Origin of the sequence: Amycolatopsis sp. AA4 (assembly GCF_002796545.1) — a bacterium.
GTDB lineage: Bacteria > Actinomycetota > Actinomycetes > Mycobacteriales > Pseudonocardiaceae > Amycolatopsis.
On the sequence record NZ_CP024894.1, the window covers coordinates 3672974 to 3699825 of the forward strand.

Below are 26852 nucleotides of genomic sequence, written 5' to 3' on the forward strand. Positions count from 1 at the left end.
GGGGCCGACCCCGGCGACCGGGCCGCCCGGCCCGGAAACGGAAGGAGAATCGATGCACAAGGCAGTGCGTTCTCTTCTCGCAGCAGTACTGGCCGCCGCTGCGGTGGCGACGACGGCGGGGGTGGCGGAAGCCGCGGTCTGGTCCTCTTCGGACAAATGGGCGACCTGGTCCAACGGCGGCTACACCGTGCGCAACGACGTGTGGGGCAGCGGAGCCGGGCCGCAGACGATCTGGGCGAACTCCGGCGGCAATTTCGGAGTCTGGGCCGACCACCCCGGCACCGGCGGGATCAAGTCCTACCCGCACTCGGCGAAGAACGTCGGCCGGACGCTGAGTTCCCTGAGCAGCGTCACCAGCGCCTTCGCCGTCAACCGGCCCGGCAGCGGCGCTTACGAAACCGCGTACGACATCTGGGCGGGCAACAACGCCTACGAGATCATGCTCTGGATGAACAAACAGGGCGCGGTCGGCCCGCTCGGCACCCGGCAGACCACGGTCAGCGTGGGCGGCCACACCTGGGACGTCTACCGGGGCTCGAACGGCAGCAACGCGGTCTTCTCGTTCGTGCGCACCTCGAACACCGACTCCGGACGGGTGGACGTGCTGGCCGTCCTCAACTGGATCAAGGCACGAGGCTGGTACGGCGACGTCACGCTCGGCGAGGTGCAGTTCGGCTTCGAGATCACCTCGTCGCCCGGCGGGTCGAATTTCACCGTCGGCAGCTACTCGGTGTCGGCCTCCTGAACCGGGATGCCGCCGAGGTGCCGGTACCCGCGGCGGCATCCCCTCTCCAGTCTTGTGCCCGGCGCCGGACGCGACGGGATCCCGATCTGCCGACGGATCGACCACCGGCGCGCGCGAACTGACTACGCTGGGGGAGCGAATCGACCGTCGGCGATGGGCACACGTTGAACAAAGACCCGGGGCGGCCACCCGAACGCCTCACGCGGCGTCCGGCGCCTGACCAACGCCCCCGCCCTCTCCCGCCGGAGGCGGCCGATCCTCGCCGGCAGCCGCCCCCGCCGCGGCGGCCGCCGATCCGGCCGTGGCTTCAGGAACGCGGCCAGAACAGCATGCCCTTCGGCGCCCCGCCGCTGGCGCCGGACGATCCCGACGCCACGGTGTTCATCCCGCGCGTCGGCGGCGTGCCGGCGAATACCAAGTGGCCGGTCGCCGACCCGGATGCCTTGCGCCCGTACGATTCCCTCGCCACTCGCATGCTGCCGCGGCTGCCCGGCGGTGCGCCGCCTGCGCCGCGCCCCGATCGCCCGAGGCGTGACGTCACCGAGCGCCCGCCGCGCGTCGAGCCGAAGGCGATCCCGCCGTCGATAGCGAAGTCCAGCGGGAAGATGGCCGTCGCCTCGCTGGTCAGCCGGATCACCGGCTTCCTGTGGAAGATCATGCTCGTGTGGGCGGTCGGCACCGGCGTGGAGAACGACTCGTTCAACATCGCCAACACGCTGCCGAACAGCGTTTTCGAGCTGTTGCTCGGCGGCGTGCTGAGCAGCGTCGTGGTCCCGTTGATGGTGCGGTCGCAGGACGATCCCGACGGCGGCTCGGCCTACACGCAGCGAATGCTCACGATGGGCCTGACGGTCCTGGGCCTGGGCACCGTCCTCGCGGTGTTCGCGGCGCCCGCGCTGACCTCGCTGTACCTGGACCGAGGCGGACACGCCAGCTCCGAACTGACCAACGCGTTCGCCCGGCTGCTGCTGCCCGAGATTTTCTTCTACGGCGTGTTCGCGCTGCTGTCGGCGATCCTCAACGCCAAGCACATCTTCGGCCCGACGGCGTGGGCTCCGGTGATGAACAACGTCGTCGTCATCGCGACCCTGGCGTTGTTCATGCTCATGCCCGGCAAGATCTCGACCGATCCGGTGCGGATGAGCGACCCGAAGCTGCTCGTGCTCGGCATCGGCGTCACGACGGGCATCGCCGTGCAGGCGGCGCTGCTGGTGCCGCCGCTGCTGCGGACGGGGTTCCGCTTCAAGTGGCGGTGGGGCATCGACAAGCGCATGAAGGAGTTCGGCGGCCTCGCGCTGTGGATCCTCGGCTACGTCGCGATCAGCCTGATCGGCCTCACCGTCAACACGCGGGTGCTGACCAGCGGCGACGCGGGCGGCGTGACCATTTACTCCAACGCCTGGCTGCTGTTCCAGCTGCCCTACGGCGTGATCGGCGTGTCCCTGCTGACCGCGATCATGCCGCGCCTGTCCCGCAACGCGGCCGACGGCGACACCCGCAAGGTGGTGGCCGATCTTTCCTACGGGTCGCGCATTTCCACCGTGATGCTGGTGCCGATCGCCGCGGTGACGACGGTGGTCGGCGAGCCGATCGGAGTCGCCTTGTTCAGCGGCGGCGCGAACTCGGTAGCCGACGCGGGCCGGCTCGGCGAAGCGCTCGCGATCTCGTCGTTCGGGCTGCTGCCGTACGCGCTGGTCATGTTGCAGCTGCGGGTGTTCTACGCGATGAAGGACGCGCGGACCCCGACGCTGATCATGGTCGTGATGACCGCGGTGAAGGTCCCGCTGCTGTACCTGTGCCCGGTGCTGCTGGACCCGCACAGCATCGTCCTGGGCACGATGCTGGTGAACTCGCTGACGTTCGTGGTCGGCGCGATCCTGGGCCAGGTCTGGTTGTGGGTGAGCCTCGGCCACCTGCGCAGCAAACGCGCGCTCGGGGTGATCCTGTTCTCGGTAGTCGCGAGCGCACTGGGCGTCGCGGCGGCCGTCGCCGTCGGCTGGATCGTGCCGGACGCCGGGGCCAAGGGCACCGCGTGGGTCAAGCTGATCCTGCAGGGCCTGGTCGGCCTCGCCGTGTCGTTCGGCGTGCTGGCGGCGCTGGGGATCGAGGAACTCGCGCCCGCGAGGAAGAGGTTCGGCCGGTTGCTGAAGCGGGGGTGACGAGGGGCTCGATTCGGATACGCGCGTGCCAAGTTTCTCGAGTTGCTCCGGTACCTGGGCGCTGGGCGTGCGTAGTTTCCGATGCCCTCGCGGCTCGCGGTATCCCGCCTCGGCCGCACGGCAGGAAATGTGTAGCGGTCGCCGGGCCGGGTCGCGCACTATGCGGTCATGATGCTGCTCGTGCCCTCGGATGTGCTTCGTCCCCGCCGTCCCGATGCACACTTCGCGGCCGAGGCGAGTGCTGCGCGGGCGTCGGGGATCGAGGTCGCGCTGATCGACCACGACGCGTTGGCGACCTCGGCAGGAGCACGTCAAGCGGTGTGCCGGGTACCCGCGGGCGACGACGCGGTCTACCGCGGCTGGATGCTGCGCAGCGAGCAGTACGCGGCCTTCGCCGACGCGCTCGCGCAGCGCGGCGTCACCCTGCGCACCACCGCCGAACAGTATCGGCGCGCGCACGAGCTGCCAGGCTGGTACTCCAGCCTGGCAGCGGTAACACCGCGATCGGTGTGGACAGTCGGCGACGACCGGGCCGCGTTCGACCGTGCGCGAAGCGACTTGGGGCCAGGCCCTGCCGTGCTGCGCGACTACGCCAAGTCCATGAAGCACTACTGGACCGAGGCGGCATTCATCCCCGAGCTGAGCGACGCGGAGAAATCTTGGGCCGTGGCAAGCAGATTCCGGGAGCTGCGCGCGGAGGACATGGTCGGCGGATTCGTCCTTCGCGGATTCGAGAACTTCACCTCCGATGAGGTGCGGACGTGGTGGGTCGACGGCCGGTGCCGGATCATCGGACCGCACCCGGACAATCCGCCCGGCGCCGCGGTCGCCGACCCCGACCTCACCCTGGTCCGACCGCTGGTCGCGGCGCTGGGGCTGCCGTTCGTGACTGTCGACCTCGTCCAGCGAGCGGACGGCGGATGGCGAGTCGTGGAGATCGGCGACGGACAAGTCAGCGACCGGCCGGAAGCGATCACGCCGGAAGCGATGATCACGATGCTTCAGAGCGGCGCAAGCTGAACACTACGATTCGGCGAGCTGGGGCCGGTGGAGAGCGGCTAGCGTTGGAACGCGGGCCAAACCGCTTACTCGGTCAGCAGCGCAACACGAACGCGGCGACGTCCAGGCCCAGCTGCCGACCGGCGTCGTGGTCGAGCCGGGTGTGCACTCCCGCGGCGATGCGGCTCAACCCGGCTTCGTCGGCGGCGTCCTGGAACGTACTGAACCGCCGGACCACGTTCGGCAGCGACTCGGACGTGACCTTCAGCGTCCATCGCGGCCCGTACTCCTGGCTCAAGACCAGCGCGCCCGCCTGCGAGACGACGCTGTGCGCGCCGGGGTACGCGGGGTCCGCCGGGGTGGTGGCGAGGCTCGACCAGTCCGGGATCGCTTGCGTCGCCGGGTTTCCGTCGTCGGCGGCGAGGCGGATCGCGGTGATCGGTCGCCAGATCCGGTAGTGGTACTTCGCTTCGTAGAACGCGATCACGGCGTCGGCGAAGGTCAGGTTCAGCTGTGCGAACACCCGGGCCGCGACGAGCAGGTTGCTGCGCGAACCGCCGACGGCCGACTGTGCGATCTCGTTCCAGTAGTTCCAGATCGGCGCCGCCCAGAACCGCGCCTGCACGGTCTGGTCCGCGGTGCGCGTTGTGCTCGTGTCCCGGCCCGTCGCGGCGACCTCGTTCAGGGCTCTCGCGTACCGGGCGCTATCCAGCGCGGGGTAGGGGCGGGGCCGGAACTGCCCGGCCCGGTCGAGCACGAACGGCGTCACGGCGGGCCAGTGGGTGAACACCGCGGACGCGAACGCGGGCGGCGTCGGCCGGTACTGCCCGGGGGCCGTGCCCGGCGTCAGGACCGGCGGGACCGCTGCGGAGCCGTCGTCCGCGCGCAGGCCGAGGAGCAACCGGGCCACCAGACGCCCAGCTCGTACGCCGCCGTCACGCGGGGTTGGCGGAATGCCGGTCAGTTGCCCGGTCAGCAGGCGCGCGAATTCCGCGGATCGGGCGGGGTAGAGCGCGGCCAGGACGTCGTGCGCGGCCTGTGCTGCCGCCGCTTCCGGTGCCGCCGGGCCTCGGACATCGAGCGTGAACAGGTACGGACGCCCGCTGTTGGTCGTCGCGACGACGGCGTCGTACATCGCTGCGTGCATTAGCGCGAAGCTGCGCGTCGGGTGCACGGTCGCGGGCTGGAGGCCGGGCGTGCGCACGATCGCCAGCAGCTCGCGGTTCCAGGCGAGGACGACGTCCGCGCCGCCCGGCCGGATCGGCGTCGCCGCGGCGGCGGGCCGGGGCAGGCCGGTGGCGGCGAGGACGGCGGCGGCCGCCCCGCCGGTGGCGAGTAGGTGCCGGCGTGACATCGATGCGGTCATTTCGCTCCTCGGGTCGTCGGGAACTCCGCTCACGGATACGGTCTTCGGTTACGGCGTAACCCCGGTGCGTATCCCTCTGGTGGCGGGAAGAGTCCGGTGGGGAGAAGGCGGGCGGTGCCGGTGGCACAGCGGTTCCGGCGCAGACGCGCCGAACAGGACGAAGCGGGCGCGGTGCCTCGCGCGCGGCTGCACGCGGTCGGCGCGGACGTCTACCCGGACTGGGAGGCGGTCTACCGCGACAACGTCGACCGCGTGTTCCGGCTGATGTTCTCGAAGGTCGGCAACCGGCCCGACGCCGAGGACCTCACCACGGAGGTCTTCCTGACGGCGCTGCGGCCGCTGCGGGTCTCGGCAAGCGTCGGCGAGGTCCGGGCGTACTTGCTGGCCACCGCGCGGACGGTGCTGGCCGGGCATTGGCGGCGCACGCTCGGCCGGGAGATCACCGCCCTGGACGAGGAGCGCGACATCGCCGCGTTCGAAGCGGACACCGTCGACCCGGGCGTGCTCGCCCGCGCCGAGGCGATCCTCGCGCAGCTGCCCGAGCGCTACGGCCGGATCCTGCGCCTGCGGTTCCTGCAGGCCTGCTCGTTGAAGGAGGCGGCGGCAGAGCTGGGCACCACCGTCGGCAACGCGAAGGTGCTGCAGCACCGCGCGTTGCGCCAGGCGGCCCAGCTGGCGGAAGGGATGGAGACGTGAGCACTCGAGGCGTCCGCCGGTTCGTCAAGGACCTCCTGCGCCGACGTCGGCCGCGCCCGTTCGCGGCCGGTCCCGGCGATGAGGCGGAGCTGCGGACCGCGGTGCTGCTGCGCGCCGCCCGGCCCGGCGGTGCGGCGGCGAGCGAGGAGTTCGTCGCCGCGCTGCACCGCCGGCTCGCGCAGGAGCTGCGCGAACCCGAACCCGAGCCCGTCCGGGGCGGCAACCGGCGCCGGTTCATCCAGGTGTCCTCGGCCGCCGCGGTGGCGGCCGCGGCGGGCGCGGGCGTCGAGTACCTGGTGACGTCCGGGGCCGAACCGGCCGCCGCGCCCCCGGAAGAGCAGACCCTGCGCCCCGAGAACGGCCAGTGGCGAGCTGTTGTCGCGGCCCAAGACCTGCCCGAAGGCGGCGTGCTGCCGTTCGATTTCGGGGCCGTCGCCGGGTTCGTGCAGCGCTCCGGCGGGCAGGTGCGCGCGGTTTCGGCGACGTGCACGCACCTCGGCTGCCGGCTGAACCTGGACGCGCCGGCCCGGCGGCTGAACTGCCCGTGCCACCGGACGTCGTTCGCCGTCGACGGCGCGGTCCTCACGCATCAGCTGCCGGTGACTCCGCCGCCGCTGCCGCACCTGGTGGTGCGCGAGTCCGGCGGCGTCGTCGAGGTCTTGGTGCCGGGCGAGGGAGCGTAACCCCCGCGCGTATTCCTGGTATGAGGAAATCCGTTGGGGTGAAACACTTCCTGCTCGTCACCGCAGCCGCGCTGGCGTTGACGGCCTGCGCCGCGTCGCCTCCTGCGGCACCGCCGCCCGCCGCCACACCCATGGCGTCGATGCCTGGGATGACGCAGCCGCCGTCGCCACCCGCGGCCGCGAACTCGACGGCGAACGCCGTGGCCATCAAGGACTTCGCGTTCGCGCCCGCCGCGACGACGGTGAAGAAGGGCACCACCGTCACCTGGACCAACCAGGACCAAGACGCGCATACCGTCACCAGCACGGGTTCCGGCGGCCCGCTACGGTCGCCGACCCTCCAAACCGGACAGTCCTATCAGTACACGTTCAGCACGCCGGGCACGTTCGAGTACCTGTGCACCATCCATCCGTTCATGACGGCGACCGTGACGGTGACCCCGTGACCGAAGACGACCCCGGCCCGGAGGGCATGACCCGGCGCCAGCTCCTGCGCCACACGGCGTGGTTCGGCGCCGCGGTGGTCCTGACCGTCACCGGCGGCGAAGTCATCAGCCGGATCGCCGCGCCGGGCGACGCCGCTGCCGTCGACGACCCGAACGCACTGCGGTTCGTTCAGATCAGCGACAGCCACCTCGGCTTCACCGGGCCCGCGAACACCGCCGTCGAGGCGTCGTTTACCGACGCCATCACGCAAATCAACACGCTCGGGTACCGCCCGGACTTCGTCATGCACACCGGCGACCTGACCCATCTGTCGACGGCCGCCCAGTTCGACCAGGTCAAGCAGATGATGAGCACTCTCGACACCGGGCACGTGTCCACGGTGCCCGGCGAGCACGACTCGATCGACGACGCCGGCCAGAAGTACCGCAAGGCGTTCGGCGCGGGCACGGCGGGCGACGGCTGGTACAGCTTCGACGTCAAGGGCGTCCACTTCATCGCGCTGGTCAACACTTTGAGCCTGGAAAAGCTCGGCCACCTGGGTCCGGACCAGCTGGAGTTCGTGCGCAAGGACGTCGCGAAGCTCGGTTCGGACACGCCGATCGTCGTGTTCAGCCACATCCCGCTGTTCGCGATGTACCCGACGTGGGGCTGGGGGACCGACGACGCGACCCAGGCGCTCTCGTACCTGCGGCGGTTCTCGTCGGTGACGTGCCTCAACGGGCACGTGCACCAGCTGTTCACGAAGACCGAAGGCAACATCACCTTCCACAGCGCGACGACGACCGCGTATCCGTTGCCCCAGCCGGGATCCCGGCCGGCGCCGACGCCGGTGACGCTGCCCGCGGGCAAGCTCAAGGACGCGCTCGGCATCCGCGAGGTGTCCTACCGCCCGGGCGGGCCGGGCCTGGCGGTGAAGGACGTGAAGCTGGCATGAACACCGTTCTCCGCCTCGCGACAGCGGTATGCCTCGCGGCGAGCGGCTATCTCCACGCGCAGCTGTACGTCGGTGGCTATCGCGTGATCCCGGTGATCGGGCCGTCGTTCCTGATTCAGGCGTCCGCGGCGTTCGCGGTGGCCGTACTGGTGGCTCTGGGCGGTCCCTTCCTGCTGCGGCTGGCGGCGGCCGCGCTGGCGGCGGGATCCTTGGCGGGCTTCGTGCTTTCGCGGACGACCGGGTTGTTCGGCTTTTCGGAACGGGGTTTCGAGCCCGCGCCGGAGGCTTTGCTGAGCGTCCTGGCGGAAGCCGCGGTGCTTCTCCTGGTCGCGGTGACGGTTTACCGGGTGCGCCGAGCCACGCGGACGGCGCGCGGAGGATATCGGCATTTTCTGAGCTGATCCCGAGTTTTCGCGCAGGGGAGCGCTTGACCGGTCCCTATGGCCGCGCTTTCTTGGTGGTTCTGCGGAGTTTGCCGCGCAGTGCGCGGAGCGCGATCGGTCCGAGGTCGTCGACCACCTCGATGAGCACGGCCAGCCGGTCGAGCGCGTCCAGGGCGGCCTGGGCCCCGTCCGGGTCGACGCCTTCGTAGAGTTCCAGTCCGACGAACCCGGCGCTCACCGCGCGGGCGAGGCCCGGGATGTCGATGACCTCGGATACCGGGGAGTCGGCCAGCAACCTGGTCAGCGCGTCCTCGATCGGGGTGATCCACAGCTGCAGGGCCGTCGCGGTCGCATCGGCGAGCTTGGGGTCGGCCTGCGCTCCGGCGAGCATCTGGGCAAGCACCGTGACGTTGCCCTGGGCGCGTTCGTCGGCGTGCAGGGAGCGGCCGAGCGCAAGGAGCTGCCGCAGGTCGGCGACCTCGTCGAGGCGTTCGGCGAACGGCGCGACCCTGGCCTGCGTCGCGGCGAGGCACGCGGCCTGGAGCAGGTCGTGGACGGTGCCGAAGTGGTAGAAGACCAGCGCCTGGTTGACCCCGGCGGCGGCCGCGATGCTCCGCGCCGTGGTTCCGCCGAGTCCGTGCGTACGGATCGTCTCGATCGTGCCGTCGATCAGGCGTTGTCGGGTGTCGGACACGGCTTCACCGTAGAGGCCCCGACAGCCTGACGGCACCCGGGTGCGGCAGTCGTTCCGGAGGGCCGGCGGGGTGGTACTCGAAATGCCACCACTCGTTGTCGTACACCCGATAAAGGTGATGACGCGCGCCATGCCGCTCCAGCCAGCGCGAGCCTTCGACCGGCCGCACGTCCAGCGCGGTCCCCGCGACGTGCCGGGACTCGTTCGGCGGCAGCGCCCGCCGCCGCGCTGCCGCCGGCGACCCGGTCCGACGGACTTCCGCGGCGAACAAGCGTTCCTGTTCCCCGGCGTCCCGGTGTCCCGAGGTGAGTCCGATGAGTTCGCCGTCTCGCCATAACGCCTGCGTGCGCGCTGCCATGAACGCGGCGCGGGTCGCCGTGGTGAGGCCGGTGAGGTCCTCGGCGGGGAAACGCACGGCCAGTGCCCATTGGCAGGCCGTACGCCGAGCTTGGCGCGGCGTGCGCACGAACGCCACCGGCAGCAGCGCTACTGCCAGCAGCCGGGTGATCGCCTTGTACCAACGATCTCGGCGGGGCGCACCGCTGAGATCGGGATGGACGCTGGTCATCGCTGCCCCCAGTCCGGTCGTTGCGGACGACCGCCGAAACGCTTTTGAGCAGTTGCTCAAATCGGAGCATAGCCGAGATTTGAGCAACTGCTCAAGCGGTCGGGTGGGGTCAACGGTTCTGCAGTGCCGGACGACGTGCCGGTGGTGACACCTCTGCTCCTGGCGGTTGAGCAGGGATGGGCCATGTCCAGCGCTCAGGATCTCGCCAGTGCCGCAGCCCGACCGCGCCAGCGATGTGCTGCGCCGGTACTGCGGGCGACGACCCCGAGCCGCATCGCGGTCGTCTGCACCCTCAGTGCGCCGCTCCGCCGGATGCCGAAGCCGCGGTTCTGCGGAAACGCGACAGAAAACGGTAGTCGCGGTCCGGCCCGGGTCAGAAGCGGGAGAGGTCTTGGGACGTCGCGGTGCGCAGGACGAGGCGGTCGAGGATGTCGGGCATGCCGACGCACCAGACGGTTGCGCCGTCGCGCCAGGGGAGTTCGAGCACGCCGGCGCCGAGGGCGTCGGTGCGCTGCCCGGCGACCGGGGCGTCGTCGCAGGCCACGGTCGCGGTAGCGGCGGTGGCCTGGTCGGCGGCGTGCTGGATGCGCCGGTAGCGCTCGCGGTGGGCCGCGGGGTCGGTCGGCGCTGCGCGGTCGAGGTTGCCCGGAGTGGAGCGGTACCGGTCGGGGCGGGCGAGGACGTCGGCGCGGCTGAGGTAGTTGCTCAGCAGGTCGGCAACGGTGTCGATCGGAAGCCCGCGCGGGTCAAGGCCTTCGCGGGAGCGGACGGTTTTGACCATCAGTTGACAGCGGTTGTCGCTCTCGTAGACCAGTTCCAGCGCAGTTACCAGAGAATCGACGCCTTGGACGTTCCAGCTGACGGCCGGGCCGAGGCCAACGCTTTCCTGCGGCGCCAGGAGAGGACAGGGAAAACGGGCAAGGCAGTCGGCGAGGGCGGGGCCCTGTGCGGTCGCGGCCCCGCTGTCGTCAGCGTGCATGCGATGCTCGCAATCGGATCTTGGTCGGGTGCAGGCGTTGTGGATGTGCTCAGAAGGGGGTAGTGCCCGCCGGAACAGCGGATCGCACCGTCGCCCTTGACTCGATCCAGAACGCGGGAATTGGGAAGCTCCTTCTCGCAGGCATGAATCCGTCAGCGGATGCGGCATTGCTGCGCGGACTGGCCCGCGTCACGGCGGCGGGAGGACGTCCGCGACTTCGGCGACCTGCTTGAGGAACGCGTCGGACGGGCGGCCCTCGAGCGGATCTGTTTCGGCGATGACGACCAATTTCCCGTCTTGCCGCGACCGGTAGTGCTTTCCGGTGAAACGAAAGCCGGCTGCTTCGAGAACCTCTGTTCCGAACGGGGTGACATCGCCGGATCCGTAGGTGTCTTCCAGTGTGCGGAGTTCGGTGGCGGATTCGGTCGACGGCATCTTCACCCAGGCGACCGATCCGGCGATCGGGTTTCCGTTCGTGTCCTGCACGACGAACAGCAGCTGGTCGAGCTTCTGGCACGGGTGGCGCAGGAAGTACTGCTGAACCTGGCCGAACGACTGGACGGCGCAGCGGAGCTCCGTCTTGATCTTCTGCCTGACCTCTTTGAGAGCCAGCCGTCGCCATGCCTCGGCGCGATCTCCCTTCTGTGCGGCCTTTTTGCTGTTGGCTGTGTCCGCTTCGGACACACTCTTGGACGTCGCGGCGTCGAGTCCGGCGCCGACCGAAGTAACTGTGTCTCCGCCGCCTGCCGCCGCCACGACTGTCGCCAAAGCGGCCGCGGTCAAAACGCCGCCTGTCTTGATCCATCTGCCGTCGGGGCCTCGGGGCTGGTTCGGGTTGAAAGGCACGCGCTGCGCTCCTGGGCCGAGTCGGGGACGGTTCGACCTTGCCGCAACAAGAGCAGGCTGAAAGCTGCTCGCCTGAGAATCACCTGATCGTCTCAATGCTCGCCGTGGTGCGGTTGTGTACTCCCTGCGGGTGCGCGGTCCGGCTATCCGCCTTGCACGACCGCGACCGGAAGAACGTGGGGACGGAACAGCGCGTCACGAGGGCAGGAATCGGCGCGGCGACCGTGACCGCCCGCATCGCGATTACCGGCAGGCCGGGGTGAAGCGCAGCGTCGGGCCGAGGTGGTGCGAACGGTGCACCATGAGCCACCGGTCAGCACGACCGGGTGCGGGCCCGGTGGCGCAGAGCGCGGAGGCGGCCTGGCGGAAAAACCCGACCTGTGGAGCGAGGGGAATAGAACGCGTGGTGCTCGGCGGAAATCCGGTCGTGACGACCTCGTACCGGCCGCTGGGAAGTGCAGGGAACTCGTAGCGGCCGTCTTCCGAGGTTTCCCGGACGGCGACGGCGGTCGCTGGAGGGAAGGACGCGGCAGTCGCACACTCCCCGCTGGCGGTGGTTCGCGAGAACTGCCCCGGATGCGGGCCCCGGTTCTCAGTAAGGCGACGCGGCATTGTCTTTCGCCCAGGCTTTTTCTTCGGCGGAACCGCCGGGTGGCGGCGTCAGCCCGTTGATCATCCAGAGTTCTTCGCTGGTCTCGTCGGCGTGGAACTCCCAGTGCACGCCCGGCCGGTTCTCCAGGTACGGCAGCAGCATGCCGTTGATCCACTTCGCGGTGCGCCGCCGGGCTTCCGGGCCGGCGCTGGTGCGCGCGATGTGGTCGATCACGATGCGGGCCCCGGCTTCGACGGGTTTCCCGCCCACGTAGAAGTTCTCCGGCCGGGCTTCCTGGAAGACCGTGACCGCGTAGAACCGGGGCAGGCCGATCGCTTCGTAATGGTCGGCGACGCGGGACGCGAGATCGTGTTTCTCAGCGGCGCTGAAGAGGTCTGGGGTGTGGTGGATCGTCCACAGTGGCATGACGGCGCTCCTTCCGAGTGCGCGGGAAACGGAGTCAGCCGGCGACGGAGAACGTCAGGTTCTCCACCGGTCCGGACAGCGCTGCCTTGACGGTCGCCGTGACGTCGTCAGCGAGCACTTCGGTGTCCCCGGCTTCCAAGCCGTCGAGGATTCGCGCGGCGATCTGGGCGGGGGTGGCCTTCGGCTGGTCGATCGCGGAGACCATGTCGGTGTCGATGAACCCGGCGTGCACGCCGACGACCTGGGTGCGCTGCGCGGCCAGTTCGACGCGCAGCGAGTTGGTCACCGACCACGCCGCGGCCTTGGACGCGCCGTAGGCGCCGCTCCCGGCCAGCCAGGACAGCACGGAGTGCATGTTCACGAGGGCGCCGCCGCCGTGCGCGGCCAGCACGGGCGCGAATGCCCGCGCGACCCGCAGGAGTCCGAAGACGTTGACGTCGAAGGTTTCGATCGCGGTTTCCAGGTCGCCGTCCAGCAGAGTCTGCGGCAGGAGGACGCCCGCGTTGTTGAAGACGATCTCGGCGTCCGATGCCGTCTTGGCCAGGGCGGCGACCGATTCCTCCGAGCGGACCTCGAGTTCGACGGGCACCACCTCGGGGCGTTCGTCGGCGTATGCCGAGCGGCCAGTGGAGTAGATCTTTCGCGCTCCGCGCGCGAGGAGTTCGTCCACGAGCGCCGCGCCGAGCCCTCGCCGCCCGCCGGTCACGACCGCCACCTTGCCCGCTGCTGAAACCACTGCATCCTCCTGCTGAGTAACGAGAACGTTAGTTAGAGGGAACCACGGGAGAGCTGAGTAACGCAAACATTAGGTACGCTGGCCCGATGGCCATGGACTTCGAGGAGCGATTGCGCGACCGGGACGCCTGGGCGATCGGCGACCGGTGCTCGGCCGCCCGCGCGCTGGACCTGCTGAGCACCAAGACGGTATTCCTGGCCGTGCGCGAGTGTTTTTACGGCACGACCAGGTTCGAGGATTTCGTGGCGCGCATCGGGACGTCCGCTCCCGCGGTGTCGCGGGCGCTTCGCCAGCTCGAGTCCGCGGGGATCGTCGTCCGGGCGCCGTATCAGGAGCCGGGGAAGCGGGCCCGCGACGAATACCGGCTCACCGAGGCGGGCGAGGATTTGCTGCCGGTGCTCCTGTCGCTGGTGCAGTGGGGCGACAAACATCTGCAAGGCGGGCGGCCGCCCCTGTCGTTCGTCGAGGCGGAGACCGGCCGCCCGGTGCGGGTCTGCGTGACGGCGGACCCGGTGCGGGAGACCGAATCCGGCGAGGTCGAGATTCGCCGGAGCCGCAGAAGGTCGCACCGGTAGGTCCTTCCGTCGGACTTACCGAGTGCTGCGGTGCCCGATCTCGCGGTGCCGGGTGTCAGAGGCGTTCGATGATCGTGGCATTCGCCAGGCCTCCTGCCTCGCACATCACCTGCAGGCCGAATCGGCCCTCGCGTTGTTCCAGGACGTTGAGCAGGGTCGTTGCCAGGCGCGCGCCGGAAGCTCCCAGGGGGTGGCCGATCGCGATGGCGCCGCCGTTGACGTTGACCTTGGACAGGTCGGCGCCGATTTCCTTCTGCCAGGCCAAAACGACCGAAGCGAAGGCTTCGTTGACCTCGAACGCGTCGATGTCGTCGACGCGCAATCCCGCGCGTGCCAGCACTTTCCGGGTCGCCGGGATGATCCCGGTGAGCATGAGGATCGGGTCGTCGCCGGTCACCGCGACGGAATGGACGCGGGCGCGCGGGCGGAGGCCGAGCCGGCGGGCGGCTTCCTCGCTGGTGACGAGCACGGCGGCCGAGCCGTCATTGACCGGCGAGCTGTTGCCTGCGGTCGTCTGCCACTCGAGGTCGGGGAACCGTTGCTGCCAATGCTCGTTCCGGAACGCCAGCCGCAGGCCGGACAGGGTCTCGGCCGTGGTGTCGGGGCGGATGGTCTCGTCGACGCGGAGGTCGTTGACGACGCTGACCTGGTCGTCGAACAGGCCGTTCTTCCACGCCGCGGCAGCGCGCTGATGCGATTCGGCGGCGAAATCGTCGAGCTGCCGGCGGGAGAGGCCCCAGCGATCGGCGATGAGTTCGGCGCTGACGCCCTGGGGCACCAAGCCGTCCGCGTAACGCGCGTTCACCTTGGTGCCTACGAAGTCTTTGCCAGCGGTTTGGGAGCCGATCGGCACGCGGCTCATCGACTCCACGCCGGACGCGATCACGACGTCGTACGCGCCCGCGGCGACCCCTTGCGCGGCGAAGTGCAGGGCCTGCTGGCTGCTGCCGCATTGGCGGTCCACGGTGACGCCCGGAACCGACTCCGGGAACCCGGCGCCCAGCAGCGCCCACCGAGCCGTGTTGCCGGACTGTTCGCCGATCTGGCCGACCGCGCCGCTGATGACGTCGTCGACGACGGCGGGATCGATGCCTGTGCGATCGACGAGCGAGCGCAGCACGTGTGCGTGCAGATCCGCCGGGTGGATCGAGGAATAGGCGCCGCCTGGCTTGCCCTTGGCCAGCGGGGTCCGAACTGCATCGACGATGACCGCATTCGGCATGACCGTCTCCTTCTGCTTCAGGTCGCCTCAGCATAGGATTGTAAGTTGGAAAATCAAACTGACTAGGTTGTGATCTCCAACTCGCCGGGTTCGCGCGCGGTAGAGTGCGAAGCGGACAGGAGGTGTGCATGGTGGCCCGGGAGTGCTCGATCGCCAACGCGCTGGGGGTGATCGGGGAGCGGTGGAGCTTGCTCGCGCTGCGCGAGGTGATGCTGGGCCAGCGGCGCTTCGATCAGATCGCGGCCAACACCGGCGCGAGCCGCGACATCCTCGCCGCCCGCCTGCGGTCCCTGGTCGAGCACGGCGTGCTGGCCAAAGTGCAGTACGAACAGCGCCCTCCACGGTATGAGTACGTGCTGACCGAAGCGGGCCGGGCCCTGCGTCCGATCCTGCATCAGCTGATGGAGTGGGGCGACCGGTACGTGACCGAGGGGCCCGCGCCGACAGTGTGGGAACACTCTTGCGGCGCGGAACTGCACCTCGACCCGGTCTGCGGAAACTGCGGAGAGCCGTTCGGGACCGGCGAGACGAAACTCGTCCGCCTCGGCGGTGAACCCGCTTAGCGTCGACGCGGGCGAGGCTTCCGGCGAGTTCCGCGAGACGGCGGATGTCGTGGCGGAGGTCGAGAAGATCGGCCTGGACGTCTGCTGGGTCGCCGAGGCCCGGGACTCCGACGGTCCGTCCGGGCTGGGCTATCACGCCACTCGCGTACTGAACTCGAGGCCGCCGGAGCAGAGCACGCAAGTCTGCGAGAACTGGGCAACTCCGCTATGCCAATCCATAGAGGCCGTAGTAGCGACCGCCTCTCCCCGGGTGTCCGAACGGGGGTGTCCGAGGCGCAGGTTGAGAATATTGCCCTGTCCCGTTTCGCTTCTCGAAGTGTTGCCCCGATCCGGTGAGGCCTCGCCTGAACGAGTGAGGGAAGATCGAAAACCGTTACCCTATCTCTACGCGGACCTTGCCCGAACCGGACCATCCGGCGGAGCCGGCGACCCCGGCGCGTAGCCCGCGGCGGCGCGTCCTGCCGCCAACTGGTCTAACCGCGGTGTTACTATCGATTCATAGAGTTACCCGGGTACGGCGGAGGGCGACGAGAGCAATGGCTGGCAAGCGTGACTACGGGCAGTTCTGCGGTCTGGCCGCGGGCCTGAACGTGATCGGCGAACGGTGGACCTTGCTTATCGTCCGCGAACTCCTCATCAGCCCGGCGCGTTTCAACGAAATCATCGAAAACCTCCCGGGAATGGGCCCGAACCTGCTGGCGGAACGGCTGCGGATACTCACCGAGGAGGGGGTGATCGAGCAGTTGCCCGTGCCGGGGGACGGCCGGGGCAAACGCTATCAGCTTTCCGCGCTGGGGGAGCAGCTGCGCGCCCCATTGCTCGATCTCGCGAAGTGGGGCATGCAGTTTTTGGCGGAAAACGACCGGGACGGCGAGGTGCGCGCCGAGTGGGGCTTCCTCGCCGTGCAGGCCATGGTCGTGGCCGAGCTGGTGCCGGAGATCGACGAGTCGTACGAGTTCCGCGTCGGCGACGAAGTGTTCACCGTCGAGGTACGCGAGCGGACCGTGAAATTCCTGCGCGGCGGAGTCGAGAACCCGGTGCTGGTCATCACCAGCGACGCGGAGACCTTCGTCCGGATCGGAGCCAGGATGATCACTCCGTTCGGCGCGCTGGCGACCGGCGACCTCAAGATCGAAGGCCCGCCCGAGGCGGTGCACCGGTGCACCCGCATGCTGGGACTGTCTTGACGAAACCGACGGGGCGGCTTTCTGCGGCCTGATTCCGCCGGCTGGACGATGTGACTATATTTTTAGCTAGTTAAAGGTGCCGGTGTTCCCGCGTTCGCCGCGGCGCGAGTTCGCCGGGTCGCCGGCGGACCGGCTTTCCGGAGGGCGCCCGGTTCGCGCGGTCTCCGGCGGCGGCGGGATTCGGCTGCCCGAATTCGGCCGAGGAATTGACTGTCCGGGGCATTGCCGATTTCCGCCGAATTCATTTTCCGGGCCAATCGGGGAATCGTATTTCGTGCGCGCGAAGTGTATCCCCCGTGGCAATAGTCCGGTCGAGTTAACGGTCTTTCCGGGGCCCGCCGGCCGTGCGGGAGCGGCCTCGTCACGGCCTTGACCTGGCTTGTGGGGCACTGGTACCACAAAGGGGCTCGCGAGTCCGACGCAGTATTGGCCGTCGCTCCTCCCCAGCTGGAGCGAACGTCGTTTGACCGCGAGTTCCTGCCGCATTGAGGGGGGTGCGTCCGGTGAAAAACGGCGGTCCGACACCGTTTTCCGGAAAACTGCGCTTGCCCGCCGGGACGGCCGACTTCGCCCGCCGGGGTTTCCGCCTGGACCGGCCCGCGGACAGGTCGGTCCTGGAGAACTGCGCACGCGGTTTCGTGGCCGGCTTCAACGCTGTCGCCGGATGGCGTGATCCACACGACGCGCTGGCGCGGATTCCGGACGAGGAAAGGGGTTTCGCCTACGAGGGGGCCGGAATGCGCGCGGCGCTGACCGACCTCGCGACCATGGGATCCGCGGGTGCGCTCGCCAAACTGCTGGCCGGCCCCGGTTCCGGCTACGTCCATCTCGTGCACGTCGGCTACGGCTGGGGACTGGTGCCTTCCCGGCTGCCGGTACCGGTCGTTCTGCCGCGCACGCCGTTGCTGCGCTGGCTCGCGCTTGACGGCGCCGGATTCGCCGAGGTCTATTTCGGCGGAATCGCCGCGGCGAAACGGCGGTCCCGTTCTGTGGGCACGGTGAAAGGAGACGCGCGGCTCGCCGGATGCGGGCGCGCGCTGTGGTTCGTCGAGTCCGCCGATCCGGACGGAATCGCCCGTGCCATCGCAACGCTCCCGGCGGCGGCCCGGCCGCATTTGTGGGCCGGTGTCGGTCTGGCGGCGTGTTACGCCGGAAACGCGGGCGAAACGAGAATCGATCAGGTGGCGAAGGCCAGCGGAAAAGCTGAGCCGTATCTGCGACAGGGTGCGTTATTCGCCATCGCGGCGCGTTTCCGCTCCGGAATCGTGCCCGCGCACACGACGCTGGCCTGCCGGCGGCTGTTCGCTGCGGAGCCGGACGAGGCGGCGGAATGGACGGAGACCGCCGCCGACGGGCTGAAGGAGCGTTCCGACCCGGAAGCGTATCTGGAGTGGAAGTCCCGGCTGCGGAAGCTGGCGTGCCGTCCGGCGTGACCGCGAGGTCCGCGGCGGCCCGGAAAAACACATACTGAGCTAGTGAGGGGGGATTGAGCGTGCGCGGTGTGTGGCGCAGGCCCGTGCCGATCCTCGTCGGGTTGGTGTTCGTCGTCGTGGCCGGCTTCTTCACCGCCCGGCCCAGTCTCGGCGCGAGCGAGACCTCGGCGCTGGCCGGGCGCTTCGGATTCGAAAAGGTCCCGCTGAACTCGGCGCCCCCGCATTCCCGCGCGGAACGGACGGTCGAGCCGTCGCTGGAAGGCATCCGCGCGTGGATCTCCGCGGTGGGCTCGGCGGTGGCGCTGGCCGATCTGCGCGGGCTCGGCCGCACGGCGGACGCGTGCCTGGTGGACCCGCGGGACGATTCGGTGACCGTTCTGCCGGTGCCCGGCGCCGGCGGGCCGCAGTACGCCCGGTTCCGGCTCGCCCCGAGCGGACTGCCCTACGACGCGACGATGGCTCCGATGGGCTGCGTGCCCGCCGATCTGAACGAGGACGGCAGGCTGGACTTCCTGGTGTACTACTGGGGTCGCTCGCCGGTGCTGTTCCTCAACCAGGGCTCGCCCGGGCAGCTCCCGTCGGCGGCGCAGTTCCGGCCCAGCGAGCTGGTCTCGCCGATGCAGGTGTGGAACTCCAGCGTGGTCAACGTCGGCGACGTGGACGGGGACGGGCACCTGGACGTGCTCGTGGGCAACTACTTCCCGGACGGGGCGCGGGTGCTCGACCCCGCCGCCGCGGACGACACCCGGATGCAGATGCAGGACGGGATGAACAAGGCGCGCAACGCCGGCACCAACCGCCTGCTGCTCCTCCGCCCGACCGGGACGCCGGGCGCGGCTCCGGAGGTTTCCGACGCCAGCACGGCGTTTCCGGCGGATTCGGCGAATTCCTGGACCTTGGCGCTCGGCCTTCAGGACCTGACCGGCAACGGGCTCCCGGACGTGTACGTGGCCAACGACTTCGGCCCGGACCAGTTGCTGGTCAACACCTCCTCGCCGGGCCACGTGCGGTTCGCCGAGGTCAACGGTTCCCGGGATCTGGTGACGCCGAGGTCCGAGGTGCTCGGCCACGACTCGTTCAAGGGCATGGGCGTGACCTTCAGCTACCGGGGCGACCAGGAGCTGCCGATGATCGCGGTCAGCAACATCACCACGCCGTATGCCTTGCAGGAGAGCAATTTCGCGTTCGTCCCGACCGGATCCGGGCGGCAGCTGCTGGGCGGCGTGTTCCCTTACGACGAGCGCAGCGAAGACCTCGGGCTGGCCCGCTCGGGCTGGGCGTGGGACATCAAGGCGGGCGACTTCGACAACTCCGGCTCCGACCAGCTGATGCAGGCGACCGGGTTCCTCAAGGGGGACACGGACCGCTGGGCGCTGCTGCAGGAACTCGCGCTCGGCAACGACGAAATGCTGCGCTATCCGGCGGTGTGGCCGCATTTCCGGCTCGGCGACGACCTTTCCGGCCACCAGAGCAATCCGTTCTACGTGCGCTCGGAAAGCGGACGGTACGCCGATCTGGCCGGCCCGCTCGGCATCGCCGACCCCTGGAACACGCGCGGCCTCGCCTTCGGGGACGTCGACGGCGACGGGAAGCTGGACGTGCTGGTCGCGAACCAGTGGGAGGACTCGGTCCTGCTGCGCAACACGTCGCCCAGCACCGGCGCGGGTGCGGACCTCAACCTGGTCCAGCCCGGCGCCGCGGGCGGGACCAGAGCGGCGATCGGAGCGACTGTGACCGTGCACGGCGCGCACCCGCAGAAGACCCAGCTGTACCCGGCGAACGGGCATGCCGGGGTTTCGGGGAGCCTCGTGCACCTGGCGCTGCCGGACCGCGTGCCCGTCGACGCGACCGTCACCTGGCGTTCCGGCACGACCGTGCGCAGCGCCGAAATCACCGTCGCGCCCGGTCACCGCACCGTGCTGCTGCGGCCCGACGGAACGGCGGCGGCCCAGTGACCGCCGCGCGAACGGCCGCACCGGTCACGGCGGGCGACGGAGCGTCCGGCGAGCCGCGCGGACGACCGGCGGCGGACGTGCGGGTCAAGGCGCTGGAGCGGTTCGCGATGTCGCTGACCGGCTTCAACCTCCTCGGCTACCTGGTGCTGGGGTTCGAGCAGTCGCCGGTGACGCCGCTCGCCGCGCTGGCGACCAGTTACGCGGTGGCGCTGGTGCTGGAGTGGCTGGACGCCTGGGCGCATCAGCGCCGTCCGCAATTCGCGGGAGGCCCGCGCGCGCTGTTCGTCTTCCTGCTGCCGCCGCACATCACCGCGCTGGCCTGTTCGATGCTGCTGTACGGCAACGCCTCGGTCTGGCCCTATCTGTTCGCGGTCGTGGTCGCGCACGCGACGAAGTATCTGTTCCGGCTGCGGATCAAGGGCAAGCTCCGGCATGTGCTCAACCCGTCGAACGCCGGGATCGTGGTGACCCTGCTGGCGTTCTCCTGGGTCGGCATCGCCCCGCCGTACCACTTCACGAACTACCTCACGGGGGCCTGGGACTGGCTGCTGCCGCTGGCCATCCTGACGGCGGGCACCATGCTGAACGCGATGCTCACCAAGAAGATCCCGTTGATCCTCGGCTGGGCAGGCGGCTACTTGCTGCAGGCGGTGCTGCGCTGGCTGCTGTTCGACCACGCGCTGCTGGGCGCGCTCGTGCCGATGACCGGACTCGCCTTCGTGATCTACACCAACTACATGATCACCGATCCGGCCACCTCGCCGGCGAAACCGCGCAACCAGGCTGTTTTCGGCTTCGTCAACGCTCTCGTCTACGGCGTGCTGGTGGTCTGCGGCGTGGTCTTCGGCTACTTCTTCGCCCTCGTGATCACGTGCGTGCTCCGAGCGGCGGTGCTGTTCGCGGTCGAACGACGCAGGAGGCGCGCCGCGACCGCGGCGGCCGCGCGAGAAACCCCGGCGAGCAGTCCCGTCGGGAGCGCGCTGTGACCGGCGACCGGATCGCGGTCGTCGGGCTGGCGTGCCGGTATCCGGACGCGACGAGCCCGGAACAGTTGTGGCAGAACGTGCTCGGGCGCAGGCGGGCCTTCCGGCGGCTGCCTGAAGTCCGGCTGGGCGCGGGCTACCGGGGCGGGCCGCGGGACGCGGACCTCGTCGCCGTCTCGCACGCGGCGGTGCTGCGCGACTGGGAGTTCGACCGCCAGCGGTTCGCCATTCCCGGGCCGTTGTACCGGGCGGCCGACCAGACCCATTGGCTCGCGCTGGAAACCGCGGCCGCCGCGCTCGCCGACGCGGGCTGCCCGCTCGGCGAGGGGCTCGACCGCGACACCGCGGGGGTGGTCTTCGGCAATTCGCTCACCGGCGAGTTCACCCGCGCCGGGACGCTGCGGCTGCGCTGGCCCTTTCTCGCGGACGCGGCGGCGACCTCGCTGCGGGCGGCGGGGATCGGCGACGACGCGGCCGCCGACGTGCTGCACCGCCTGGAAGAACTGGTCAAACAGCCGTTCCCGGTTCCGGGCGACGAAACGCTCGCCGGTGCGCTCGCGAACACGATCGCCGGACGGGTCTGCAACCAGTTCGACTTCCACGGCACCGGCTACACCGTCGACGGGGCTTGTTCGTCCAGCCTGCTCGCGGTGATGACGGCCTGCCGCGCGCTCGCCGACCGGGAGTGCGACTTCATGCTCGCCGGCGGCGTGGACATGTCGCTGGACCCGTTCGAACTGGTCGGGTTCTCCCGGCTCGACGCGCTCGCGAAGGACGAGATGCGGGTGTACGACGCCGATCCGACCGGCTTCCTCCCCGGCGAAGGGTGCGGGGTGGTCGCGCTGATGCGCGCGGAGGACGCCGAACGTTCGGGACGGCGCAGCTACGCCCGGATAGTCGGTTGGGGGTCCTCTTCGGACGGTGCGGGCGGGTTGTCGCGGCCGGAACGCCGGGGGCAGGCCTTGGCGCTGACTCGCGCGTACCGCAAGGCCGCCCTCGATCCGTGCCGGGCCGGGCTGATCGAGGGCCACGGCACCGGTACCGCGGTCGGCGACGACGTCGAACTCCGGACGCTGAAAGAGGTTCTCGGCACCGGCGCGCCCGCGGCGCTCGGCACGGTCAAAGCGAACATCGGGCACACCAAGGCCGCCGCCGGGGTGGCCGGGCTGATCAAGGCGGTGCTGGCGGTGGCCCACCGCGTGCTGCCGCCGACCACCGGTTGCGTGCGGCCGAACGAATTGCTGCGGGGAGCGCGGCTGCGGGTCCTCGACGAGCCCGAGCCGTGGACGGACCCGCTGCCGGTCGCGGGCGTGTCTTCGATGGGGTTCGGCGGCATCAACGCCCACGTCGTGCTCGAAGGAACGCGGGCGGAAGCTCCTCCGGTGCTCTCCGCGGGCGTGCGCCGCTGGTCCGCGCGGATCGGAGCGGCCGAGATCGTGTATCTCGGCGCCGGCGACAGCGCGGGGCTCGCGCGGCGGCTCGACGCGCTCGCGGGCACAGCGGTTCAGCTTTCCGCCGCGGAAGTCGGCGATCTGGCCGCGACCGCCTGGCGGACGAGCGGCGGGGGCGAAGGAGTACGAGCGGCGCTCGTGGCGCGTACGCCCGACGAACTCGCCTCGGCGGCACAGGCCGCCGCGAGGGCGGCCGCGGACTGGGACGGCGGTCTCCGCTTCGCCGAGCGCGAAGGCTATGCGCTGGGCGCCGGGCCGGCACCTCGCGTGGGGCTGCTGTTTCCCGGGCAGGCCGCACCCGTGCGGCCGACTCGGGCGCGCTGGGCGGAGCGGGTGACGTTCCCGCCGTTGCCCGGCGAGTTCACGGCCTCGGCCGACACTGCCGTCGCGCAGCCGGTGATCGTCTGGCAGTCGCTCGCGGCGCTGGCCTGGCTGCGGGAACTCGGCACCGTGGTCGACGCTGCCTGCGGACACAGTCTCGGCGAGCTGACGGCTTTGCACTGGGCAGGCGCGTGTTCGGCGGCGGAGGTGCTGGAGCTGGCGGCGGCGCGCGGCCGGATCATGGCCGAGTACGGCATCAGGAAGACCACCATGGCCGCGTTGGCCGTCGCGGCCGACGACGCGCGCCCGCTGCTGTCCGGCACCGACGTGGTGATCGCCGGGTACAACGCGCCCGAGCAGATCGTGGTGTCCGGCCCGGGGGAAGGGGTCCGGGCCGTCCTGGACCGGGCCGCGGCCGCGGGCGTGCGCGCCGTCGAGCTGGCCGTGTCGCACGGTTTCCACAGTCCCGCGATGCGTGCCGCGGAGGGTCCGCTGCGCGCCGCGCTCGGCGGCCTCGGCCAGCCGGTCCGTCCGGTGGTGTCGACCGTGACCGGCAAGGAGATTTCCGCGACCGCGGGCGGAATCCGCGAACTGCTGGTCGACCAGCTCACCCGGCCGGTGCTGTTCGCCGACGCGATCGCCGAACTGTCCCGCCGCTGCGAGCTGATGGTCGAAGCCGGTCCCGGCACGATGCTGACCGGTCTCGCCGCGGCGTGCGGAATCCGCGCGGTGAGCATGGACTGCGGCGGCGACGAGCGGCGGCACGCGTTCGCCACCGCCGTGCTCGCGGCCGCCGGGGCGGCGGACCTGGACCCGTGGTTCGCCGGGCGCGCGTTCCGGACCCTGCCGCTGGACGCCCGGCCCTCCTTCGTCGCGAACCCGTGCGAGACGCGGAAAGGATGGACGAGCGCGGCCGAGCTTCTGGCCGGGCCGCGCGACCGGGCCGGAAGCCCGGCCGAGCCGGCCCGCACCGAGCCCGTCCGCGGCGAAACCGACCCGCTGGCGGCGCTGACCGGGCACCTCGCCGCCGCGCTGGAACTCCCGCCCAGCGCGATCGCCCCGGACGCCACGCTGCTCGGCGATCTGCACCTGAACTCGTTGCAGGTGGTCCAGCTGGTCAGCAGCGTCGCGGAGGCGCTGGACCGGCAGCCGCCGGACACGCCCCTGTCGCTGGCCGACGCCACGGTCGGCGACGCGGCGCGGCTGCTGGCCGGGCTCTCCGGAGCCGGGAGCCGGACCGGGACCGTCGCGCCGATTCGCCCCTGGGTGCGGTCGTTCGAGCCGCGATGGGTGCCGTTCGAAGCGGGCGAACCCGCGCCGGTGCGCTGGGAGGTGCGGGCCGGCGCCGGGCACTGGCTGCACGAAGCGGCGGCCGAGGGCGAGGCTTCCGGGATCGCCGTGGCGCTGCGGACCGGAGCCGGGCCGGGCACGGTGGCGGCCCTGCTTCGCGAGATCGACGCCCGGCGCCCCCGGCATCTTTTCGTCGTCCACACCGGACACCCGGCGGCCGCGGGACTGGCCAGAAGCGTTTCGGCCGAAGCCGATCCGTGCTCGGTGACAGTCGTCGAGACGCGGGACGAGAACCAGCGGGTCGACCCGGCCGCGCTGGCCGGACACAACGGATACCTCGAACTCCGGTGCGAGCCGGACGGTTCTTTGCGGCGAGCGGTCATGGCGCCGTCGGCACGTTCCGGCGGCGCGCCGCTTCCGCTGGCGAAGGACGACGTCTGCCTGGTGACCGGGGGAGTTCGCGGGATCAGTGCGTACGTCGCCGCCGCGCTGGCCCGGCGAACCGGCTGCGTCCTCGTGCTGGCCGGCCGGACCCCGGCCCGGGACCCGGAGGTGGCGGAGGCGCTCGCCGCGCTGCCGGTCCCCGCGCACTACGTGTGCGCCGACGTCGCCGACCCCGCCGGGCTGGTGGAAGCCGCCGGCGGATTCGGCCCGGTGCGCGCGCTGATCCACGGCGCGGGAGTCAACGAACCGAAACTGATGGGCGACGTCAGCGGAGCGTCGCTGGCGGCGACCCTGCGCCCGAAGGTGTGCGGGCTGCGCGCGCTGCTGGACAAGCTGCCCGGCTTGCGGCTGGTGCTCGGGTTCGGTTCGATCATCGGCCGCCAGGGACTGGCCGGGCAGTCGGAGTACTGCGTCGCCAACGACTGGCTGCGCGTCGAACTGGAACGGTGGGCGGCCGGGCATCCGTCCTGCCGCACGCACGTCCTCGAATGGTCGTTGTGGGCGAAACTCGGCATGGGTGCGCGGATGGACGTGGTGGACGCCTTGCGCCGCCGCGGCGTCGAACCGATCGAACCCGAACTGGGCGTCCGTGCGCTGTTCGAGGTGCTGGCCGATCCGGGGGCGCCGTGCACGGTGCTGCTCGCCTCGCGGTTCCCGGCCAGCCCCACCCTCAGCGTCGGCGAGCCCGCGGCCATGGCCCGGTTCGCCGAGCGGACTCCGGCGCACGTGCCCGGCGTCGAGGCCGTGCTCGAAGCCGATCTGGCACTCGGCTCCGACCCGTATCTGGACGAGCACCGCATCGAGGGGATCCCGGTGCTCCCCGCGGTGGTCGGAATGGAGGCGATGGCGCAGGCGGCCTCGTTCGCGGGCGGCCCGGCGCGGCCGCTTTCGCTGCAGGACGTCGAGTTCCGCGCGCCGGTCACCGGCGAGCGCACCGTCCGCGTCCGCGCACTGTCCGAAGAGGACAGAGTGGACGTCGTGCTGTCCGACGACGCCGAGCGGTTCACCGCCAAGGTGCGGGCGGCCGGCCGCCGTCCGCCGGACCAGCCGGCCTCGCCGGTCGCCGCCGGTCGGGAAAACCCTTGGTACGGCAGTCTTTTCTTCCATTCGGGCCGGTTCCGGCGAGTGTCGGACTACGGGGAGCTGTCGGCGTTCCGGGTGCGGGCGCTGATCAATCCCGGCAAGCCCGGGCCGTGGTTCTCGCCGTTCCACAGCGGCAGCCTGGTGCTGGGCGATCCGGCCGCGCACGACGCGACCATCCACGCGCTGCTGGCCTGCGTTCCGCATCGGCGCGCACTGCCGGTCGGCGTGGCGCGGTTCAGCGTGTGGGCGGAGCCCTCCGGTCCGCTTGTCGTGCACGCGCGGGAAACCGGGCACACGGCGGACGAATACGAGTTCGACGCCGTGCTGGCGCGGCCGGACGGCGCCGCGGTCGCGCACTGGCAGGGGCTGAGGTTGCGGGCGACCGGAGAGCTTCCGTGGCCGGACGGGCTGCCCGCGCGTCTCGTCGGGCCTTGGCTGTCGCGGCGGCTGATCGAAACCGGGCTCGCCGACGACCTCGAGATCGTCACCTCGGGCGCCGGGCGGAACCTCGTCGCCGAGGTTTCGTCCGGCACGGTCACGGTTTCGGCCGGGACGGCGGCCGACCGGGAACTGGCGGCCGACGACTCCGGCGGGCGTCCGGTGATCACCGCCACGACGCGGGTGCTCGGGTTCCTGGAGCCGGTGAAGCTGACGATCGCCGCGGGGGGCCGGTGATGCGCGCTTTCCACCATCGCCACGTCGTCACGCTGGACGAGACGAACCTGGTCGGCAATGTGTACTTCGCGCACTACCTGCACTGGCAAGGCCACTGCCGGGAGCACTTCCTCGCCGCGCGCTCGCCGGGGGTGCTGAAAGCGCTGCAGGCAGGCGAACTGGCGATGGTGACAGTGTCGTGCTCGATGGACTACTACGCGGAATGCTTCGCGCTCGACGAGATCGACATCGCGATGACCCTGCGCGCCCAGAACGGGAACCGGATAGCGATGGACTTCGAGTTCCGGCGCGCCGGGCAGCTCGCCGCCCGGGGCGCCCAGTCGGTCGCCTGCGTGAAGCGGACCGGTTCCGAGGTGACGCCGGTCGAGATTCCGCCGGAACTGGCCGCCGCACTGCGACCCTACGGCTGAGGGAGAC

General features: G+C 70.6%; 24 protein-coding genes. 16 read left to right on the plus strand and 8 right to left on the minus strand.

Features of this window, described 5'->3' with window-relative positions:
- Positions 1 to 52 precede the first annotated feature (52 nt).
- The 3 genes from CU254_RS17165 (at position 53) to CU254_RS17175 (ending at position 3924) form a co-directional block, all read left to right on the plus strand.
- Positions 53 to 745, plus strand: coding sequence for a hypothetical protein (locus CU254_RS17165; RefSeq protein WP_009077786.1), 693 nt, complete (start codon positions 53 to 55; stop codon positions 743 to 745).
- A gap of 329 nt (positions 746 to 1074) precedes the next feature.
- Positions 1075 to 2904, plus strand: coding sequence for a murein biosynthesis integral membrane protein MurJ (murJ, locus tag CU254_RS17170; RefSeq protein ID WP_037713954.1), 1830 nt, complete (start codon positions 1075 to 1077; stop codon positions 2902 to 2904).
- 168 nt (positions 2905 to 3072) lie between these two features.
- Entirely contained in the window at positions 3073 to 3924 is an 852-nt protein-coding gene (locus CU254_RS17175; RefSeq protein WP_009077790.1) for an ATP-grasp domain-containing protein, read from the plus strand.
- A gap of 73 nt (positions 3925 to 3997) precedes the next feature.
- Here the strand turns inward: CU254_RS17175 and CU254_RS17180 are convergent, their stop codons facing one another.
- Positions 3998 to 5269: a vanadium-dependent haloperoxidase gene (locus CU254_RS17180; protein ID WP_009077791.1), complete on the minus strand. Its 1272-nt coding sequence runs from the start codon at positions 5267 to 5269 to the stop codon at positions 3998 to 4000.
- Positions 5270 to 5383: 114 nt separating this feature from the next.
- Here CU254_RS17180 and CU254_RS17185 point away from each other — a divergent pair, with 114 nt between their 5' ends.
- The 5 genes from CU254_RS17185 to CU254_RS17205 are packed head-to-tail and all read left to right on the plus strand — an operon-like array spanning position 5384 to position 8430.
- The gene (locus CU254_RS17185; protein WP_037713956.1) at positions 5384 to 5965 is read left to right on the plus strand and encodes an RNA polymerase sigma factor; all 582 of its coding nucleotides are present in this window, start codon (positions 5384 to 5386) and stop codon (positions 5963 to 5965) included.
- Positions 5962 to 6648 carry a ubiquinol-cytochrome c reductase iron-sulfur subunit gene (locus tag CU254_RS17190; protein ID WP_009077794.1) on the plus strand — a complete coding sequence of 229 codons (687 nt, stop codon included), beginning with the start codon at positions 5962 to 5964 and terminating at the stop codon, positions 6646 to 6648. The genes CU254_RS17185 and CU254_RS17190 overlap by 4 nt, the downstream gene beginning before the upstream one ends.
- A gap of 38 nt (positions 6649 to 6686) precedes the next feature.
- Positions 6687 to 7094, plus strand: a complete 408-nt coding sequence (locus CU254_RS17195) for a cupredoxin domain-containing protein (protein ID WP_009077796.1) — start codon at positions 6687 to 6689, stop codon at positions 7092 to 7094.
- Positions 7091 to 8029, plus strand: a complete 939-nt coding sequence (locus tag CU254_RS17200; protein ID WP_009077798.1) for a metallophosphoesterase — start codon at positions 7091 to 7093, stop codon at positions 8027 to 8029. The genes CU254_RS17195 and CU254_RS17200 overlap by 4 nt, the downstream gene beginning before the upstream one ends.
- On the plus strand, positions 8026 to 8430 hold the full coding sequence (locus tag CU254_RS17205; RefSeq protein WP_009077801.1) for a hypothetical protein: 405 nt from the start codon (positions 8026 to 8028) through the stop codon (positions 8428 to 8430). The genes CU254_RS17200 and CU254_RS17205 overlap by 4 nt, the downstream gene beginning before the upstream one ends.
- Before the next feature lie 37 nt (positions 8431 to 8467).
- Here the strand turns inward: CU254_RS17205 and CU254_RS17210 are convergent, their stop codons facing one another.
- The 6 genes from CU254_RS17210 to CU254_RS17235 form a co-directional block, all read right to left on the minus strand.
- Positions 8468 to 9106 carry a TetR/AcrR family transcriptional regulator gene (locus CU254_RS17210; protein WP_009077803.1) on the minus strand — a complete coding sequence of 213 codons (639 nt, stop codon included), beginning with the start codon at positions 9104 to 9106 and terminating at the stop codon, positions 8468 to 8470.
- Between the two features lie 4 nt (positions 9107 to 9110).
- Positions 9111 to 9674 (minus strand): D-alanyl-D-alanine carboxypeptidase family protein, encoded by a 564-nt coding sequence (locus tag CU254_RS17215; RefSeq protein ID WP_009077804.1) that lies wholly within the window; start codon positions 9672 to 9674, stop codon positions 9111 to 9113.
- A 373-nt stretch (positions 9675 to 10047) separates the two neighbouring features.
- On the minus strand, positions 10048 to 10653 hold the full coding sequence (locus CU254_RS17220) for a hypothetical protein (protein WP_037713959.1): 606 nt from the start codon (positions 10651 to 10653) through the stop codon (positions 10048 to 10050).
- A gap of 189 nt (positions 10654 to 10842) precedes the next feature.
- The gene (locus tag CU254_RS17225) at positions 10843 to 11499 is read right to left on the minus strand and encodes a hypothetical protein (RefSeq protein ID WP_009077806.1); all 657 of its coding nucleotides are present in this window, start codon (positions 11497 to 11499) and stop codon (positions 10843 to 10845) included.
- A 592-nt stretch (positions 11500 to 12091) separates the two neighbouring features.
- Entirely contained in the window at positions 12092 to 12517 is a 426-nt protein-coding gene (locus tag CU254_RS17230) for a tautomerase family protein (protein WP_009077811.1), read from the minus strand.
- A 34-nt stretch (positions 12518 to 12551) separates the two neighbouring features.
- Positions 12552 to 13253, minus strand: coding sequence for an SDR family oxidoreductase (locus CU254_RS17235; protein ID WP_009077813.1), 702 nt, complete (start codon positions 13251 to 13253; stop codon positions 12552 to 12554).
- A gap of 86 nt (positions 13254 to 13339) precedes the next feature.
- Here CU254_RS17235 and CU254_RS17240 point away from each other — a divergent pair, with 86 nt between their 5' ends.
- Positions 13340 to 13828 carry a helix-turn-helix domain-containing protein gene (locus CU254_RS17240; protein ID WP_009077815.1) on the plus strand — a complete coding sequence of 163 codons (489 nt, stop codon included), beginning with the start codon at positions 13340 to 13342 and terminating at the stop codon, positions 13826 to 13828.
- A gap of 55 nt (positions 13829 to 13883) precedes the next feature.
- On the opposite strand, the gene CU254_RS17245 is transcribed toward CU254_RS17240, so the two are convergent.
- Entirely contained in the window at positions 13884 to 15050 is a 1167-nt protein-coding gene (locus tag CU254_RS17245; RefSeq protein WP_009077818.1) for an acetyl-CoA C-acyltransferase, read from the minus strand.
- A 128-nt stretch (positions 15051 to 15178) separates the two neighbouring features.
- On the opposite strand from CU254_RS17245, the gene CU254_RS17250 reads away from it, so the two are divergent.
- The 7 genes from CU254_RS17250 (at position 15179) to CU254_RS17280 (ending at position 26845) form a co-directional block, all read left to right on the plus strand.
- Positions 15179 to 15613, plus strand: a complete 435-nt coding sequence (locus CU254_RS17250) for a helix-turn-helix domain-containing protein (RefSeq protein ID WP_037713962.1) — start codon at positions 15179 to 15181, stop codon at positions 15611 to 15613.
- A 536-nt stretch (positions 15614 to 16149) separates the two neighbouring features.
- Complete coding sequence (locus CU254_RS17260) at positions 16150 to 16800, plus strand: crotonobetainyl-CoA--carnitine CoA-transferase (RefSeq protein ID WP_009077823.1); 651 nt, start codon at positions 16150 to 16152, stop codon at positions 16798 to 16800.
- Positions 16801 to 17303: 503 nt separating this feature from the next.
- Positions 17304 to 18233: a DUF1702 family protein gene (locus CU254_RS17265; protein ID WP_050788207.1), complete on the plus strand. Its 930-nt coding sequence runs from the start codon at positions 17304 to 17306 to the stop codon at positions 18231 to 18233.
- A gap of 59 nt (positions 18234 to 18292) precedes the next feature.
- Positions 18293 to 20188 carry a VCBS repeat-containing protein gene (locus CU254_RS17270; protein ID WP_100267071.1) on the plus strand — a complete coding sequence of 632 codons (1896 nt, stop codon included), beginning with the start codon at positions 18293 to 18295 and terminating at the stop codon, positions 20186 to 20188.
- On the plus strand, positions 20185 to 21174 hold the full coding sequence (locus CU254_RS43065; protein WP_009077830.1) for a hypothetical protein: 990 nt from the start codon (positions 20185 to 20187) through the stop codon (positions 21172 to 21174). Before CU254_RS17270 ends, CU254_RS43065 begins: the two co-directional genes overlap by 4 nt.
- The gene (locus tag CU254_RS17275; protein WP_159396479.1) at positions 21171 to 26435 is read left to right on the plus strand and encodes a type I polyketide synthase; all 5265 of its coding nucleotides are present in this window, start codon (positions 21171 to 21173) and stop codon (positions 26433 to 26435) included. Before CU254_RS43065 ends, CU254_RS17275 begins: the two co-directional genes overlap by 4 nt.
- Positions 26435 to 26845, plus strand: a complete 411-nt coding sequence (locus tag CU254_RS17280; RefSeq protein WP_037713964.1) for a thioesterase family protein — start codon at positions 26435 to 26437, stop codon at positions 26843 to 26845. The genes CU254_RS17275 and CU254_RS17280 overlap by 1 nt, the downstream gene beginning before the upstream one ends.
- Positions 26846 to 26852 lie beyond the last annotated feature (7 nt).

Excerpts from the sequence above, each read along its gene's own strand:
- CU254_RS17165 (WP_009077786.1), top strand. The coding sequence starts at position 53 with ATGCACAAGGCAGTGCGTTCTCTTCTCGCAGCAGTACTGGCCGCCGCT.
- murJ (WP_037713954.1), top strand. The coding sequence starts at position 1,075 with ATGCCCTTCGGCGCCCCGCCGCTGGCGCCGGACGATCCCGACGCCACG.
- CU254_RS17175 (WP_009077790.1), top strand. The coding sequence starts at position 3,073 with ATGATGCTGCTCGTGCCCTCGGATGTGCTTCGTCCCCGCCGTCCCGAT.
- CU254_RS17180 (WP_009077791.1), bottom strand. The coding sequence starts at position 5,269 with ATGACCGCATCGATGTCACGCCGGCACCTACTCGCCACCGGCGGGGCG.
- CU254_RS17205 (WP_009077801.1), top strand. The coding sequence starts at position 8,026 with ATGAACACCGTTCTCCGCCTCGCGACAGCGGTATGCCTCGCGGCGAGC.
- CU254_RS17215 (WP_009077804.1), bottom strand. The coding sequence starts at position 9,674 with ATGACCAGCGTCCATCCCGATCTCAGCGGTGCGCCCCGCCGAGATCGT.
- CU254_RS17220 (WP_037713959.1), bottom strand. The coding sequence starts at position 10,653 with ATGCACGCTGACGACAGCGGGGCCGCGACCGCACAGGGCCCCGCCCTC.
- CU254_RS17230 (WP_009077811.1), bottom strand. The coding sequence starts at position 12,517 with ATGCCACTGTGGACGATCCACCACACCCCAGACCTCTTCAGCGCCGCT.
- CU254_RS17240 (WP_009077815.1), top strand. The coding sequence starts at position 13,340 with ATGGCCATGGACTTCGAGGAGCGATTGCGCGACCGGGACGCCTGGGCG.
- CU254_RS17245 (WP_009077818.1), bottom strand. The coding sequence starts at position 15,050 with ATGCCGAATGCGGTCATCGTCGATGCAGTTCGGACCCCGCTGGCCAAG.
- CU254_RS17250 (WP_037713962.1), top strand. The coding sequence starts at position 15,179 with ATGGTGGCCCGGGAGTGCTCGATCGCCAACGCGCTGGGGGTGATCGGG.
- CU254_RS17260 (WP_009077823.1), top strand. The coding sequence starts at position 16,150 with ATGGCTGGCAAGCGTGACTACGGGCAGTTCTGCGGTCTGGCCGCGGGC.
- CU254_RS17280 (WP_037713964.1), top strand. The coding sequence starts at position 26,435 with ATGCGCGCTTTCCACCATCGCCACGTCGTCACGCTGGACGAGACGAAC.